The following is an 18,059-nucleotide window of genomic DNA, read 5'->3' as shown; positions in this document are numbered from 1 at the left end:
AAGATTTTTATATAATATATATATCTATAATTTAACTTTTGTAGTGAAATCTATGACTTTATTAATAATCCCATAGAGGTAACCTGATATATTCTTTTCTTTCCCATATACTCCTGTTTACTATTCTCAAGATTAGTAAGTGTGGCGCGTGTCTTTTCCGTTTGTGCTTCTCCCTCTATATGAGTAAACTCAATACAATCTCCTACTTTGACTGAAACGGTTTGGCTCTCAGCATCTTGTTGTCTATTTCCTATAATTTCTTTATTGTACAAAATATTACCGGATAAATTCTGGACTTTAATGCTTGCATACGTATTAGTAAAATAAGGATGGGGTATACCCGCTTCTAATTTAAGCTGCATTTTTTCTGTTGCTTTGTTATATTCTATTTTCGCGATTTCTCGATTATTATATCCCTTTAATGACCAAGCGAATTGATTTCCATCTAAAACCGTTGTTTCTGGCATTTTCTCTACTTTCTTCAAGCCTTCTTTTGTAACTTGATATCTTGCTGTTTTTCCAATGGTTTCATTTTTGTTATTTTCAAGGTTAATTAAAGTTGCTCGCGTTTTTTCCTTTGTTGCTTCTCCTTCTATATGGGTAAATTCAATGTAATCCCCTACCTTGACGGGCACAGTTTGGCTTTCAGCATTTTGTTGTTTATTTCCCACGATTTCCTTTTTGTACAGAACGTTACCAGAAGAATTCTGGACCTTAATACTAGCATACGTACTAGCAAAATAGGAATGTGGTACACCTGCTTCTAGTTTTACCTTCATCTCTTCTACCGTTTTATCATAATCTACTTTTGCAATTTCTCTATCACTATATCCTTTTAATGACCATGCAAACTTGTTTCCTTCTAAAATTGTTGCTTCTGGCATTTTTTCTATTTTCTTCAGGCCTTCCTTTGTAACCTCGTATAGGGCTTTTTTTCCAAAGCTCTCTTGTTTACTATTATCTACATTTGTAAGAGTAGCTCTATGTACACCTTCTAGATGTGTTAACTCTATATAATCGCCTACTTTGACTGGAACTTTCTGCGATTCAGCATTTTGCTGTTTGTTTCCATAAATCTCTTTGTTATAGACCACTTTACCTGATGTGTTTTGTACTTTAATACTTGCATATGTACTATCAAAGTAGTCATGTGGTACACCTGCTTTTAGATCAATTTGCATTTCTTCTGTTGATTTATTTAAATTTACTTTCGCAAATTCAAAATCTCCAATCCCTTTCAGCGACCATGCAAATTCATTACCTTCAAAAATGTTTGGAGATTCATTTTTGATTTGTACCTTTTTCTCAACAGTTTGATCAAATATATCCGTTAATACAATTTTTGCATAAGCATTTGTTGGTAATGATATAGATTGACTGATTCCATTTTGATAAGATTTAATATCATTAATTACGTTAATAGGTTGGCCCGTCATATTTTCATTGTTATAAATTTCAATTTTCCCCTTAAATTGCGGTGTACTATTTTCTTTTAGTTTCCAAGATACATTTAATTTTTCATTTTCACAATATATAGATTGGATATCAAAATCTAATTTTCCTATTTCAGGTTGAGTAGGTTGATTTAGCGTGAATATTTTTCCTGCCCCAATAGTAGACTGCGTATTACCTCCTGCTTTGACCCATACATATTCTGAAGTAGATCCTCCATCATATTGATAAGTATTATCATGCGTTCCAGAAATACTTTGATTATTCCAAGAACTCCATTGTTTATCAACTAATTTTCGGCTATAACCATTTTTCAAGCGCGCTTCTCGAACATTCTGTCCACTATCAGCCCAGTCTTCTTGAAACATTCCTAAACCATGATTAAATGCAACATTAGCAACCGGAAAGTCCATAATTGCAATTTGATGCCATTTATTCTTTGTTACATCTTTCATCCATTGTCCAAATTTAGTATGACCATTTTCTTGCCATGAACGCATTGTCATTGTGTACCAATTGTAGTCTTTCCAACCATAAGTTGTTTGAACCTTCATTCCTGTTCCTTCTCCTCCAAAGGGTCCAGCTTGCGAATTCGGAGATAAGTATTCGGCCTTTATTGCTTCTTTAGAGGAAATTGGATCCCATAAGGCAAAATGTAAAGTACGTTTTCCATTTTCATCAAACCCACTTTGTTGTTGAAAACCAGCATATCCTCCAGCTTCACCACCTGCATTCCAGTTGTGTACAGCCCAGTACGTATAAGGTGGTGTCTGAACTGGTGACCAGTCTATACTAATAATATCTGAGGCAGGTATATTTTGGGGACTCACATAAACTGCTGGAGCAGCTGAATGTGTTGCAGCTTTAGTGTGCAAAATAGACGTTCCAAACATAGAAAACATGCTACATGCTGCGGTAATTATAATAACTTTATTAAATCTTTTCTTTGTTTTCTGACTAATCACTAATCTACATCCTTTTCTAATTTTTATTATTGAATACTAACGTAGTAGAGAAATCTATCAAAATTCAAACAACATCCAGTAATTCTTTAAAATACTGGATGTTGTTCTATCTTTACATCTGATTCTTACATATTAATTGATTGTAATTGCTTTCCATAACGATAGTGCAAATATCCAATTCGGGTCACCATTTCCTTGATGATTTTGAACAGCTTCATACACTGTCCCTTGATGTTCTACTTTATCGCCCTTTGTATATGCCTTCTTTGGATCCCATTTTTCATAAGATACATTTTGATCTTTGGTTTTTACAAGAAGAATTTCACTTTGGATTGATGTATTTCCAGCTGCATCTACAGCCTTCACTGCATATTTATATTCCTTATTAACTGTTAAGTTTTGATCAGTAAACGTCGTTCCTTGTACCGTTTGAATCAATTGTCCATCGCGTAATACCTGATATTCTTTTACACCTACATTATCTGTAGAAGGATTCCATTTTAGCTCTACACTGTTAGAAGTAAGGTTGCTTGCATATAATCCTTGTGGCTGTGTTGGAGCTTCTGTGTCCGGTTTCGGATTAACAATTTGATTTACTTTCTTCAGACCTTCCTTTGTAACTTCGTACATGGCTTTTTTTCCAAAGCTCTCTTGTTTACTATTATCTATATTTGTGAGAGTAGCTCTATGCAAACCTTCTAGATGTGTTAACTCAATATAATCTCCTACTTTGACTGAAACTTTTTGCGATTCAGCATTTTGTTGTTTATTTCCATAAATGTCTTTATTGTATACTACTTTCCCTGTTGCATTTTGTACTTTAATACTCGCATATGTTTCATTAAAATAATGATGCGGTACGCCTGCTTTTAAGTCTACTTGCATTTCTTCTGTCGACTTATTGAAATTAATTTTTGCAAACTCGAAATCACTAATTCCTTTTAGCGACCATGCAAACTGGTTTCCTTCTAAAATATTATTTACATTAGGCATATCTGGTTTAATTGGATTAGAATCCGTCCCCTTCCAAATCTCTGCTGTTAAAATTGGATATCCTAATGCAGCTACTTTTTGAATGGTATCGTTATTTGGACGTAATCCCCACTTCTCAAAGAAAGGAATCAAATTTTGTTTGGCTACTTTTGATGCTGAAATCATAAATAATTGTTTTTTATTTTCATCAGTTTGTGGAAGTTCACCTGAAGGCATGTCTCTATACAATTGATGCAATTTAGGATAGAAATCCTCTCCATACGCTAACTGTAGTTGCCAAAGCATAACAAGCTTTACAAAAACATCGCTAATTTCATCATAATTTTTATTCACTTGTTCTAGATATTGAAATGCTTTTGGATAAATTCCACTTTTCTCTAAGTTGGATGGTTGATTAAATGCTTTTTCTACAGAAAGGCTGTATATATTATTTTGTACTTCTGTCATATTATAAAACTTCCAGGGCGATTGTTGTCTCAAATGTCCTGCCTCATGCCAAGGGCCCCAACCATCTGTTATAAATTTATTAACATCTAACACGTATTGGATTGCATCTCCTACATATGCTGTTCGATAAGAAGTTGCATACATATAATAATCGGGAGAATGATTTTCTTCTACGTAATGAACATAATGTTTATCTACTTGTTCTTCGGATAATCCAGCTACTTTGTCTTGAATTCGAGTAGCTTCATCCATCTTTTTTAAGAGTTGTACAGGATCTGTATTAGAACCCAACAAATATTTCTTAACACGTGCAAGGCTGGCCGTAATTAATACACGTTCTCCTTTTAACTCCACTGCATGTGCATTAGGATATTGGTCCAGCATGTTTATTAAATCTTGTTTCGTATGCTTTCCTAGTTCAAAGAAAGGCGTAGTCGTTCCACCTGTTGTGATTGTTGTTCGAATGGTACCCCCTTGTTGTTTATTATAAAAATAAATCATCCCCCCACTTGGAGATTGGATTGTGTTTATACCAGGTTTTAATGTAAATGATTTTATCTTAGAATCTTCTCTCCAAGAAGCATCATACGAATAAGTTCCAATATATACCTGAATATCTTGATTACCTTCTACATTAATCGTTATTTGTTCATTTGGCTTTGCATATAAACCAGTTGGTTCATATGGACTAAATGCCATACTTTTTCTTTCCTGTTGTTTCAGTACCTCAACATCCCCTTTTCCTGGGACTGTAAATGTTCTATTTTCTGATTTAACTGACTTTTCTTTTTGCAATGATGTCGATAAATTTTTTTGCTGCTCCTTTTGCTCCGCAAAGACATCCGATGAAAAAATCATTCCAGTCGCAAGCATAGTTACTGTAGCAGTGGCCGCAAGTATTTTTCTAGTTTTATGTTTTGAATTATTCCCCATATTATCTCCCTCATTTTTCCTTAGTACTCTTAAGTTTTTTTGTTTTCTTCTCCATGTTTTTACAATCTAAACTATTCATACTATTTAAATTGTGTCTATTACTCTATATTTTTTCATAAATATCTCCTTTTCTTTATGTATTATTGTATATAAATGTTATTTGATGACACATTAAATAACAACTTTACGATAAACTCATCGATAACAGCCTATTATGTTTTGATTCTGTATTCTAAACTTCCATCCAATTAGAGAAATATATCCAATTGGAGAAATAAGTAAATAAATTACAACATTTAAAGGTTGGGATCTCACGAAAAATTCATAAATTTTTTTTACTTTAAAGGTTTAAACAATTGTGACCACATTTGTTTGAACCTCCACAATTTTTTTCTAAGCTATTCTCTAAAAATCTTATTTTTCGTTGTAAATAAACCTGATTGGTACTCTTTATGCAAAAGAAAAGATGGAACCTTTAATTCAACTCCACCTTTTTTCGAAATAAAAAGCATCTAATTCTATTTGAATTAGATGCTTATATTTAGTCCTTAAACCTAATATTCTAAACTATTTACGCGTTTGTAAATCTTTTTTTATTACATCCCAGAGTGAATTATCTTGACGCATCGGTTTACCCTCTTCATCCCATTTTATTTTTTCTGTTCCCAATTCATAATTCATCCCTGTCCATGTGTCTTCACGGAATGCATAGAATGATTTATGCCATCCTTTTTGGTTAAAGATAGAAATAAGATCTTGCATGTATTGGGTAGCACCTGGAACAGTACGGTTAATTCCAAACTCCTCTGCAATAATTCGATTAGATGGTACATGATTTTTCTTAGACCATTGTTGAATTGGCTTCAAAAATTTCTCTAATCCCTGCTTATTCCACATTACAGGTTTCTCTAAGTCTCCTACTTTTACTAATCCTGGATATTGATATTCTTTATTTTTCTTTTCACCTTGACTCGTTAATTCATATGGTTCATACATATGAAATGCGTAAAGCGTTTTTTTATCCTTTACTGGCTTTAAGTATTTAAAGGCCCATGGAGTAGCATATAAACCTGAATCTAAAATAATCGGTGTTTCTTTGTCCACTTCACGAATGGAGTTAATCACCTTTTCATAAAATCTGTTTAAATCAGCTGTCGTTCCTTTTACTTTTGCATACCATTTCTCGTAATCTTCCGTCCAAAAATCATTATATCTATTATTTTTAGCTGTTTCTGGATGTGGTTCATTTATAATATTATAACCAACCACCGCGGGGTGATCTTTTAGTTCCAGAGCGAGGTCCTTCCAAAATTGACTTGCTTGTTCTTGATACTTCTCTTCTTCCCATATTCTGTCGTCATTCTTATTATTATTAAATTGGCGCCATCGATCACCAGGTAAGGATAACATTGTAAGAACGACTTTCATTCCTTGTGATTGTGCGGCATCTAAATCCGCCTTTAATTTTTCTAGATCTTCCTTTACTAATCCCCGATAGTTATCTGCATTACCTATCAGAAAATCCTTTCCAGAAGTATCTGGTTTATCCTCAAATAGAAAATCTTTATCTTTTGCCCATTTATCAGGTGCTAAACGTACATATTCAATATTAGCTTCTTTTGCACTTTTATAGTTTTCAGGTAATGACGTACTATTCATGAAATTAGTACCCTTTCTTTTCGAATCCCAAAAACTAATTTTTGAATCGCCCTTGTGGTATGTATCAGCTCTTACATTCATTTCCTGTACTCCAAAACTCATCATGCCTAATAACGCAACAATTGGCAAAACTTTTTTCACAACTTTTCCTTCTTTCTCTTTATATTTAACACACATAACATACCTTTGTTTTGTTACAGGAATATGGCAATTTTCCAAAAATACCTTTTAAATTTATACATTGGTAGTTCATTCATAAAAAAAGAAAGAGATAATTAGAACGTTGCTTCATTTTAAAAGAAACAAAAAAGGAATCCTTTACGGATTCCTTTTTGCAATGCACTCTTTTTCAAATGGTACATTTTGCACCTACTTTTAGTATAACTTATAATTCCTATAAAATAAATAAGATTAACTGAAATTTACTTCAAATTGTGATAAAAAACATAATTAAGAAGCGCAGATAACTAAATATCATCCCTTTATTAAATAAAAAAGATTAAATAATTCCCCCTCCAAACTAGGACCCCTTTACACTTTTTACAAATATTGTTATAATTAGATAAACTAAAGCATTATCCCATTAACAAAGGGACTCCATAATTGGAGTCCTTTTGTTAATTAGCTATTAAAAATGATAGCATGTGATTATTGTATAATTTCTTCCTTTTTTAGATCTGCATATTCTTCTACGAAATCCCATAAACCTTGCTTTTCGAAGTAAGAAATACTTTTTTCACTTCTTCTAAGAGTTTAATTGCTTCATCTTCATTAAGAGAACGTAAAATATTGAAATGATATACATACTCTTCATTTCCTAATTCCATACAAACTGCTAATCCTTTTTCAATAAGTTCTTTTACAATATTTGTTTTTCTTAGCTTATAGTGTTCACGCGCTTGTAAGAACACTGCTTTAAAATGGGCAATATTCTTCTCTGTGACTTCTGATAAATGACGAATTGCTAATTTAGATAAATTTTGAGTTGCATATAATAGTCCTAGATTATGCCTTACTATTAAAATCAATTTTTCTTCATTATGTTTTTGCAAAAGGTCAATGGAACGATTGAAATGTTCTTCCGCTTTTTCAAATTGCTTTAAGAATATACGAGCTGTCCCTAATGCGGTTTCACAAGAAGCAACTTTCACCTCATATCCCATTAGCCCTAAATACAAGGAATATAGATACTTATTTTACTTTCAAAGGCTGAAACCTTGCTGCATAACTACTGAAAATAAAGTGAAAAGACGTTCAAATCCATATGGATAGATCGTCTTTTCACTTTATTTCATACATATACTGATTTTTCACTTATTCATTTTGTATTGTACTTAAAAAACCAATAAATTCATCTTCATTTACAGGTTTACTGTAGTAATAGCCCTGAATTAGATAACATGCATTACGTTGTAACACTGTTAATTGTTCCTTCGTTTCTACCCCTTCTGCTATCACTTTCATGTTTAAAGTATGAGCAAGTGAAATAATGGTTTGTATAATTTCATCTCCATCAGTAGAAGTTCCAATCCTATTAACAAATTCTCTTGGAATTTTCAAAGTATCAATTGGATAAAGAGGCAGATACGCTAATGAAGAATAACCTGTACCAAAATCGTCAATTGATAAATGTACACCATATGATTTTAATGCTTTTAACTTCGATAAGGTTTCCTTTTCATCTACCATTGCTATTCGCTCTGTTAATTCCAAATCAATCGAATTAGCAGGTACTCCTATCTCTTCTATGGTAGATATAATGGTTTGAACAAAATCTTTCTGTTCAAACTCTATAGCTGATAAATTTATCCCCATCTTTAGATTTGAAAAGCCCGCAGAATGCCATTCTTTCAGTTGTTGACACGCTTTCTGTAACGTCCACTTCCCAATTGAAATAATCTGCGCCGTTTCTTCTGCGATAGGTATAAACTCAAAAGGAGAAATCAGTCCAAGCTCTGGATGTTGCCAACGTATTAAAGCCTCTGCACCAATAACCTTACCTGCCTTACTATCAATTTGTGGTTGATACAATAAAAACAACTCATTATTTTCAATTGCATTTGGTAAATCCTGTTCTAATCGTAATCGACGAGTTACTTTTTGAGATAATGTCTCGTCATACATACAAACAGCATTGTTACCTTTTTCCTTTGCGCTATACATAGCGATATCAGCGTGTTGTAAAAGTGTAGTAGTATTTATTCCTCCAAATGGATACACTGCTATTCCTATACTAAGAGATAAGTAAAAACTATGCTGATTTACTACAAATGGTTCTTCAGTTTTACGAAATAGAGTTTTACACAAATCCAATAGCTGTTGCTCTGTTTGGTTATGGACAATGATCGCAAACTCATCACCACCTATTCTTGCTAGAGGAATAGTCGGTGACAGACATGTCCTAAAACGTTTGGCAACTTCTTTTAAAACCTTGTCACCAATCGAATGACCCAATGTATCATTAATAGTCTTAAAGCGATTTAAATCAATATACAGGAGCCCAAACTTATCCTGTGTTTTTTGTGCACGCTTAATAGATCTATCTAATTCTTGTTGGAAGAATATACGATTTCCAATCTCCGTCACCGTATCATGGAATGCAAGGTAATTTATCTCTTCCTGTTGTAGTTTCATCCTTGTTATGTCTTTTACCATTACATAGCTCCCAAAGGTTTGTCCTTCTATCATAATAGGAACTATAGTGACATACCAAAAGAGTATATCTTTCTCATTGTTATTTTTCACACGTAACTGTAGTGAAGATGAACTACATCGTTTCCCTTTCTTTATAGCTGCTTCCAATTCAGATTTATCTTCATCTAAAAAAATAGAGAAGCACTCTTTGCCTATCAATGCAGCACTTTCTTTTCCTAATAACATACTTCCAGCCTGGTTTATATTTAATACGATACCGTTTGAATCAATCGTTAAAATAGGATCCGGATGATACTCATATAATGACTTAAATCTCTCTTGATTTTTTACTAAATCATTAGATTTATTTATTAAATCCCTTGTTCTTTGAGATACTGTTTGTTCTAATTGATTATTAAACACTTTTAATGTTTTAGTTAACTCTTTGTTTTGCATTCGTACGATTGTATGACGAATCAGTACAAATACAAAAGCAATACAATTTCCCGTAATTAATGTAGCTGAAGAAGTTTGCTCTTTCAAAGTAAAGCCAATTAAGACTGCAACTGCAAGATAAGGGAATATACCAAGAAGTTTCTCTCCAAATGTCGGATTAATAATAAAATAATTTCTTTTAGAAGAAGTATTCTTTGGGATTGTAGCAGCAATAGCGATAAATAATAGGAAAACTCTATACAAACACCTTAAAAATATAACTGAACGCTCTGACAAATCACCTTGTAAGTAAAAATACAAATAGTCCGTAATAGCCAATCCAGTTAATACTAGGATAAAAATAAACAATTTACTTTTTGCATTGAAAATAGCAGGTCGAAAGATCAGTGTAACTCCAAGTAATAGAAGCAATAAATCTATAATCGGAAAAATAAATGAGAGAAAAACATCTCCAATTGATAAGAATAAAATATTTGCAGATGGTTTATTAAATAGGTACCACTCTAATGTAAAAATAGCAGTAACAACAATGCATAAATCACAAAGTAAATACGCTTTCTCCCATTTGTTACATTCCATCATAATTTTATAAAAGAACGCAAAAAGAAAGAAGAATAAGAAAAACAGTAGAAATACATCAGAAATATTAAAATTTTGTATTGGCAATTCTACATTAAGTACTTGAAAAGCGGATATGAAATTTCCTATCAAAAAACACCCTATTGCAATAGTAATGCAAACCCAGAATACTCCTAACTTAATTTTTTGGGATAATATAGAATACAGTAATGAGATAAATACAGTAGTTTCAACGACTAAAGATGATAGTCGGATATTAAAATCTGATACGAAATAATGATTCGGAAAAACAAATAAAAATATAAAGCAAAAGCTTATATAAGTTATTAAAGCCAATATCAATACATAAAATTGCACATATACATGTTTACGCAATGGATTCACCTTCTTGATTTTTCTATACTTTTATTAAAAAATGGCTTGATGGTGGCACAAGTCCTACTAATTAAAATGTGTGCTATCTATTATCCATATTATGACCTTTTTAAAAGATTTCTTTCTACACACAACAATCTTATTAACTTTTTGTAGATGTTTACAATTATCAATACTGAGGATTCTAAAAAGGATAAGCTGAAAAATGTAATTTTTTAAGTATTTGAGCATCGTAAATTTGGCGGGTACAACTTATCTACTCTTTACATATGAGATAGAATCTACTCCTCTATTGGATTATAGTTGCTATCTGTCACACTTAAAAAGGAATGAAAATATACTATCATTAAAATAGAAATTCAAATTAGTTTACGAAACCAACTGTAACTATTATAGTTACACAAAAAGTTGATGTCAATTTCATATCCTCCCTTTTTAACGGACAAAAGACATGACCTATTGAACAAAAATGTGATGTTTATAAAAAGGGCGGTAAAGTTTTATCTCCTTACTCAAAGAATTATAAATGATTTAGAATTAGATGAAATTGAAGCCAATATTGCATCTCCCTAAAAAGAATGTTACTCTAAAAATAGAATTATGAAAGGAATGATGGATGAATAATGATTAACTAATTTATATTTTAAGTTGAATTTTATAACTTCAAACTACAAAATATAGGGTTAGTCTATCCATTTTTAAAATTCAGTTCATACTTTATTTGTCATGATTCAAATGATTAATAAGTACTTATTAAGTATAGACGAAAGACTAATCCTTCCGATTACAAATTGGGGGATTTTTTTATTCCCGTTTGTCTTAGTTGAAACTTACTAATTGTTAAATGTACTTCACAAATAAAGGAGCGAGAAAAATGAGTACTTCAGATACTATTGTTACACATGTAATGCTCTATATAAGTCGTTAATATCCATCAAACTTATATAGAGGAATTAAAAAATGGATGGATGTTCCGACTTTATATGAAACGTTTCGATATATAAAGGAGGAATTATTATGTCAATGATAAAGGTCCAAGACTTAACTTTTTCATACCCAGGTAGCTTTGATAATATTTTTGAAAGTGTAAACTTCCAAATAGATACGGATTGGAAGCTAGGATTTATTGGTAGAAACGGACGAGGTAAAACGACATTCTTTAATTTATTGTTAGGGAATTATGAGTATAGCGGGAAAATCCTTGCTTCAGTAGAATTCAATTACTTCCCCTACTCTGTTTCAGATAAGAACAAATTCACTCATGAAATCCTTGAAGAAATTTGTCCCCAAGCCGCAGATTGGGAACTTCTACGTGAGATATCCTATTTAAATGTTGATGCTGAGGTCATGTACAGACCATTTAAAACATTATCAAATGGGGAACAAACAAAAGTGTTGCTTGCTGCACTGTTTTTAAATGCGGGTCAATTTCTATTAATTGATGAACCAACAAATCACTTAGATACAGATGCACGAAAGATAGTCTCCGATTATCTAAGGAAGAAAAAAGGATTTATTTTAATTTCACATGACAGAATCTTTTTAGATGGGTGCGTTGACCATATCCTATCTATTAATAGAGCAAATATTGAGGTTCAAAGTGGTAACTATTCTTCTTGGAAGTTAAATTTTGATAGACAGCAAGAACACGAGAAGGCTACAAATGAGCGTCTACAAAAAGACATAGGGCGATTAAAACAGTCTTCCAAACGTTCAGCAAGTTGGTCTAATGACGTGGAAGCTTCAAAAAATGGAACGAGGAATTCAGGCTCTAAGTTGGATAAGGGGTTTGTAGGACATAAAGCAGCCAAGATGATGAAAAGAGCAAAAAACCTTGAATCAAGGCAACAAAAAGCTATTGAGGAAAAATCAAAATTACTAAAAAATGTGGAAAAAACTGAGTCATTAAAATTGGAACAATTGCAATTTAAATCAAATGAATTGGTTACTTTAGTTGACGTATCCGTTAAGTACAATGATCAAATTGTGAATGAGCCGATTAGCTTCATAGTTGAACAAGGTGACCGAATTGTACTTGATGGAACGAATGGGAGCGGAAAAAGTAGTATCCTAAAACTAATTCTAGGACATCCGATACAGCATACAGGCTTAGTTACTTTAGGTACAGGACTCATCATTTCCTATGTCCAACAAGATACTTCTCATTTGAAGGGATCACTATCAGGCTTTATTGAAGAGCACAAGATTGATGAAACCTTATTTAAGTCCATCCTAAGTAAGATGGACTTTGACCGAATTCAATTTGAAAAAGATATATCTCATTATTCTGGTGGACAAAAGAAAAAACTGCTTATCGCTAAAAGTTTATGTGAAAAAGCTCATATATATATATGGGACGAACCACTAAATTTTATAGATATCTATTCCCGCATGCAGATTGAAGAACTTATTCAACAATTTAATCCCACAATGGTTATTGTTGAGCATGATAAAATATTTCAACAAACAGTTGCAACGAAAACTATATCTATGTAGCTCAAAACGAATACTTGAAAATATAATCATTAACTTGAGTCTTTGAATTATAAAAACTTTAATGAATTGATAAAAAAAGCCTAATTTCTCTACAATACATTGAGAAATTAGGCTTTAAATAGTAATAATAGAATTCATAAACACTGAATAATTTACACAATAGGTTTATCTGTTAATGCAGTAACAACCCTGTCCACTAAGTTTTCTGGCATCCATTCATGATTTGTATCATTCGTTTCATTTGGTCCTAAAAAATCAATAAACTTTTTAAACTTTGGAAATAAAACAATAGAAGTGATCCAATGTATTGTATGATTTATGGAGAAGAAATGAAAAACTCCTTGCTTTTCACCCTCCTGTAATATTTCTTTTAACTGTTCAAAATTACCTATAAAATATGGTTGCTATTTTAAATGCCATTCACGCTTAAATATAGGAGTCTTCTTGGCTAAAATGATAAAAATAAGCACATCTTGTTATAAAAACAGATGTGCTTATTTTTTAATTTCTATGCATTTTTACGTTTTAAGAAAATCACTCCACCAACAATTAACAGTAATGCTCCTGCAGCCATAGAAATCCAACTTGTAAGATTAGTACCTGTTTGCGGTAACCATCCAATTTTAGATTGAATTTCTTTCTTAAGTTGTGGTTGTTCTTTTACTTGCTCGTTAGGTTGCTCTGGTGTTGGCGTATTTTTACCTGAATTCGGCTGTTCTGGTTTTGGTTGCTCCGGTTTTCCCTCTTTAAATTTCACTGTTTGTCCCTTATCTTCAATTTCAGCGTGAATAGCTACTAATATATTATCTTGATACAGTTCTTCAAATACTACTACTTCTTTACCTTGTAATGCAGAAGCATTGAAAGTGAAGTCTAATGTGATAGAACCATTCTTCTCTTTAGCAGTAAACTTAGATTCTACTGTTACTTCTTTACCATCAACTAATAATGGCTTGTTTGTTGCTTTATCCACTAGTTTACCTTTTACTACGTACTCTTTACCCACGATTAAGTCTTTGTATTCCACTTTATCTTGGATTGTTACAGTTTTAGAAGCGTCTAACTCTTTAGAACCATCAGCTTTATTTGTAGCTGTCGTTTTAATAGAAGGCTCTACAAATCGAACTGTTTGACCTACATCGTTAATATCAGCGTGAGTTGCAATTACTTGCCCTTCATGTAATAAGTCTTCGAACACAACTACTTCTCTTCCTTGCTGTTCAGCACCAACAAAAGTAAAGTCTAATGTTACAAAACCGTTCTTTTCTTTTGCAGTAAATTTAGTCTCAGCTGTTACTTCTTTACCATCAATTAGTAATGGTTTGTTAATAGCTTTGTTCATTAATTTTCCTTTTACAGTGTACTCTTTACCAACAACTAAGTTAGTGTACTCCACTTTATCCTGGATTGTGATAGAATCCTTTGAATGAATCTCTTTTCCACCATCAGCTTTGTTTGTTGCTGTCGTTTTTACTGATGGCTTAACGAACTTAACTGTTTGATCTTTATCATTGATATCAGCATGTGTCGTAACAACTTTTCCGTCTTTCAGTAACTCTTCAAATACTACTACTTCTTTTTCTTCTAAACCAGTTGCATCAAATGTGAAGTCTAATGTAATAGAACCATTTGCTTCTTTTGGTGTAAACTTCGTTTCAGCTGTTACTTCTTTACCATTTACAACGAATGGTTTATTAGTCTTTTTATCCATTAATTTACCTTTTAAAGTGTACTCTTTACCTACTTGTAGGTCTTTGAATTCCACTTTATCTTGGATTGTTACAGACTTAGACGTGTGCATTTCTTTTGTACCATCTGTTTTATCAGTAGCTGTTGTTTTTATTGAAGGAATCTTCTCATCTTTGACAACGTGTTTAATGATTTGACCATTCTCTTTAATTTCAAAAGAAAACGTCTCTTCATTTAAGATATAACCGTTTGGTGCAACAGTTTCTTTATATGTGTATTTTCCAAATGGTAGCTTTTCAAATTTAGCGATACCTTTATCATCTGTTTTACCTTTTACTACTTCTTTTCCTGCTTCGTTATAAATTGTAAATTCTGCATTTGGAAGCTTGTTATTTCCATCAGCTACATCTACCTTTGTAATTTCTAGATCACCTTTGATAAGATGATTAACTGCCAATAACTCAATAATCTTTCCATGTTCCTTTATTTCGAACGTAATCGGTTCTTTAACAAGAACGTAACCATTTGGAGAAGCCTTTTCTACAAATGAATATTTACCATACGCTAAATCTTTGACGTTAATCTCACCATTTTTATCTGTCTTATATTCCCCAACTACTTTTCCACTTGCATCTTTTAGCTCGAATGCTGCACCTTCTAATTTTTTACTAATATCTTCATTATCTACTTTTAGTAATTTTACACTACCTTTCACTTCGGTATTTTCCACTGTAAAAGTAAGTGTTTTATTGTGCTCTTTAATTTCAAAAGGATACTTTGTTTTATTTCCAATATATCCATTAGGTGTTTTTGTCTCTAAGAAATAATATTTACCATACGTAAGATCTTCAACGTTTGCAATTCCATTTTCTTTTGTTACTACTTTTTTCACTTCTTTTCCATCTTCAGTGAAGACTGTGAATTCAACATTTGGTAAAATCTTTCCTGAATCACTAAGCTTTTTAATTTCGATGTTACCTTTTACTTTGTTATTTACTATTTGGACAGCTCCTGTTTCCCCTGTCTTAACTTCAATAGTTTGTGGTTTATCATCTGAAACATAGCCTGTTGGTGCTTTAATTTCTTTTAATGTGTAAGTACCAATTGGTAAGTTGTTTAATTCTGCCATACCATCAGCACCAGTCGTGATTTTTCCGACTGATTCATTATTTGCATTAAAGACCTCAAATACTGCACCAGCTAAAACTTCTCCATTTTCTCCAACCTTTTTAATTTTTAAAGAACCAGCTGCTTCCCAATTTACTGCAAGATCACTACTAAGCTTTTCTTCATTTCTCTCTAATAGTACTGTAGCATTCTGAACAGTATCCGTACCACGATAAGCAATTGCTTGAACTTTAGTTAAATTAGCAGCAACACTTAAATTAAATTCACCCGTTTTTGTATTCTTAGGAATTTGGATACGAAATTTTTCTCCAACTGAAAGCTGATCTTTCACTTCTCCATTTTCACTAACAATTCTAACTCCATTAGGTGCATTTTTCGCTACTACCTTATAAGAACCACTCTTAGCATTTGTTTGTACTGAATATAGATTTGTTTCGAAGAATTCACCCTTTAATTCTGCTTTTTGCTTTTCAGCAGGAATCACATTCATAAAAACATCTTGAGTCTCTTCACTATTGTTAGCATTACTAATAATAGCCTTAGCTGCTTTTTCAACATTTTTATTCTCATGTTTTAATTCATTTACATCGAGTTGACCTAATGCATTCCAAACCGCAAGTTGCGTTGCATAATGCGCTTCATTTTTATTAGCTACTCCCAGCTGTTCAGCACTTTTTTGCGGGAAACCATTTAATAAGACTCTATATACTACATTATCTGTTTTCCCCATTTCAGGAAGATCTTCACCATTTGGTGATTTTAATCCAAGGGTTAAGCAATAAGCAATTTGACCACTTGAATTTTTAATCATTTCAGTGCGAATGTACTTACCTAGACTATTACTATAACTCCAGTCCATTGAATATTTCTCATGCGTCATAACCTCTGCACTAGCCCTAGGTAAAAATACATTAAGGAATAATGCCAGTACTGATAATAATGTAAAAACTCTTATAATGACTCTCTTACCCAATTTTGTAACCTCCCTAAAATAAATTAATCCGAGTATATATCGCAATATCTAAAACATTCACGATCGACCCAATTATCATTATAAAACAATAAATTACAAATATTAAATAATTTTAATAAAATAGTCAAAAAATTTACACATTTTATTATTTATCAAGTTTTTTAACGAATTTACTATATACAAATTCTAAAACACGCCTACAATTTAAAAGACAAATATGTATGTTAAATATATAAATAGCAATTCCTTTACTCCAGTTATTAAGCTTTCCCCTATTAAAAATAGCCTTTTCATTTTCTTGTTAACCTGAGTAATTTATACACCTCTTTTAATCTATTACACTCCTCCATTTAAATATAAAGGTGACTTCTCGTTCAAATAATAAAGTGAAACTTTAATCCGCCCGATTCCCACCTAACTTCTTTGCTTTCATTGAATTTTTGGGCGGGAGTCTTACTGCCCAAAAATAACGGGATATATTATGCAATATTGCATTTGATAATCATTTTCATTGTAACTATAATGATTACAGGGTTACTATTAATCTAATATTCTACATGGAGGTTTTATTATGTTTAAAAAAATTATTGTATCTTCTATGGCGCTTACTATGTTCGGTGGAGCTGCAACTATGCTAGAGGCACCTACTGCTCAAGCAGCTTCTTATAACTCAACGTCATCCTCTTACTTTGATGTCACTCCTGAAGAGGCTGTGGCTTTCTATCAATCTCAAGACTATAAAAAATTAAAAGTATTTTTGGATGACTTTGAAGCTAGAAACCCTTATACTCCAGGTGGAGGCTACGCTCAAGGGAGTGTACGTATGCAAAAATTCAACGATGCTCTTAGAGATGCCAAATTAACAAATGTCTACCAAGAATTTATTAGAATCTCATACTACAATCATTATCCAGAACCAAAATAATAACAACAGATTAAATGTTTATTATTTCTATAACTTAGCCTAATTTTAAATGTATAACCTAAAAATAATTACTAAAAACCACTCATATAAGGGTGGTTTTTCTATTTCCCCATATAATTTAGCGGAATGTTACATCATCTTTATTTTAATATCTTTTATAGTAGACATTCTCTCGTTGACACAATCTAGTAGGTTAGCAATGGGGATATCAAAATATATTTATAATTATTTTCTGTTTAATAGCAAAAAACGAACACCCTCTCACAATTAGATAAGGTGCTCGTTTTCATTTTTATCGGTAATTCTCAATTCATTTTAGCTTCTTTCCAATAAGCAAAGATTAAATTAACTTAAA

8 protein-coding genes and 1 pseudogene are annotated in these 18,059 nt (G+C 32.1%); 2 read left to right on the top strand and 7 right to left on the bottom strand.

Features of this window, described 5'->3' with window-relative positions:
• Positions 1–50: 50 nt before the first annotated feature.
• The 5 genes from B9A45_RS11870 to B9A45_RS11850 all read right to left on the bottom strand — a co-directional run bounded on the left by B9A45_RS11870 (position 51) and on the right by B9A45_RS11850 (position 10,493).
• Positions 51–2,417: a putative mucin/carbohydrate-binding domain-containing protein gene (locus B9A45_RS11870; RefSeq protein WP_084064062.1), complete on the bottom strand. Its 2,367-nt coding sequence runs from the start codon at positions 2,415–2,417 to the stop codon at positions 51–53.
• 132 nt (positions 2,418–2,549) lie between these two features.
• Entirely contained in the window at positions 2,550–4,790 is a 2,241-nt protein-coding gene (locus tag B9A45_RS11865; protein ID WP_084064061.1) for a M60 family metallopeptidase, read from the bottom strand.
• Positions 4,791–5,357: 567 nt separating this feature from the next.
• Positions 5,358–6,626 (bottom strand): glycoside hydrolase family 5 protein, encoded by a 1,269-nt coding sequence (locus B9A45_RS11860; protein WP_058840220.1) that lies wholly within the window; start codon positions 6,624–6,626, stop codon positions 5,358–5,360.
• A 512-nt stretch (positions 6,627–7,138) separates the two neighbouring features.
• Complete coding sequence (locus B9A45_RS11855) at positions 7,139–7,612, bottom strand: tetratricopeptide repeat protein (protein WP_002026151.1); 474 nt, start codon at positions 7,610–7,612, stop codon at positions 7,139–7,141.
• Positions 7,613–7,763: 151 nt separating this feature from the next.
• Positions 7,764–10,493 carry a sensor domain-containing protein gene (locus tag B9A45_RS11850; protein WP_141536895.1) on the bottom strand — a complete coding sequence of 910 codons (2,730 nt, stop codon included), beginning with the start codon at positions 10,491–10,493 and terminating at the stop codon, positions 7,764–7,766.
• A 1,017-nt stretch (positions 10,494–11,510) separates the two neighbouring features.
• Between B9A45_RS11850 and B9A45_RS11845 the strand changes: the two genes are divergently transcribed.
• Positions 11,511–12,989: an Lsa family ABC-F type ribosomal protection protein gene (locus B9A45_RS11845; protein WP_000061799.1), complete on the top strand. Its 1,479-nt coding sequence runs from the start codon at positions 11,511–11,513 to the stop codon at positions 12,987–12,989.
• A 152-nt stretch (positions 12,990–13,141) separates the two neighbouring features.
• Here the strand turns inward: B9A45_RS11845 and B9A45_RS11840 are convergent.
• Positions 13,142–13,393, bottom strand: a pseudogene (locus B9A45_RS11840) (TetR/AcrR family transcriptional regulator); the annotation flags it as partial.
• Between the two features lie 104 nt (positions 13,394–13,497).
• Entirely contained in the window at positions 13,498–16,779 is a 3,282-nt protein-coding gene (locus B9A45_RS11835; protein ID WP_084064059.1) for a VaFE repeat-containing surface-anchored protein, read from the bottom strand.
• Between the two features lie 571 nt (positions 16,780–17,350).
• Here B9A45_RS11835 and B9A45_RS11830 point away from each other — a divergent pair.
• Entirely contained in the window at positions 17,351–17,704 is a 354-nt protein-coding gene (locus tag B9A45_RS11830) for a hypothetical protein (RefSeq protein WP_000473483.1), read from the top strand.
• Positions 17,705–18,059 lie beyond the last annotated feature (355 nt).

The sequence above is a fragment of the Bacillus sp. JKS001846 genome, from assembly GCF_900176455.1.
Taxonomy (GTDB): Bacteria; Bacillota; Bacilli; order Bacillales; family Bacillaceae_G; genus Bacillus_A; species Bacillus_A cereus.
This window is presented reverse-complemented; position numbering and strand designations above follow the sequence as displayed.

Bases quoted from the DNA above. Each gene is read 5' to 3' on its own strand.
- B9A45_RS11865 (WP_084064061.1), bottom strand. From the start codon at position 4,790: ATGGGGAATAATTCAAAACATAAAACTAGAAAAATACTTGCGGCCACT.
- B9A45_RS11860 (WP_058840220.1), bottom strand. From the start codon at position 6,626: ATGTGTGTTAAATATAAAGAGAAAGAAGGAAAAGTTGTGAAAAAAGTT.
- B9A45_RS11855 (WP_002026151.1), bottom strand. From the start codon at position 7,612: ATGGGATATGAGGTGAAAGTTGCTTCTTGTGAAACCGCATTAGGGACA.
- B9A45_RS11845 (WP_000061799.1), top strand. From the start codon at position 11,511: ATGTCAATGATAAAGGTCCAAGACTTAACTTTTTCATACCCAGGTAGC.
- B9A45_RS11830 (WP_000473483.1), top strand. From the start codon at position 17,351: ATGTTTAAAAAAATTATTGTATCTTCTATGGCGCTTACTATGTTCGGT.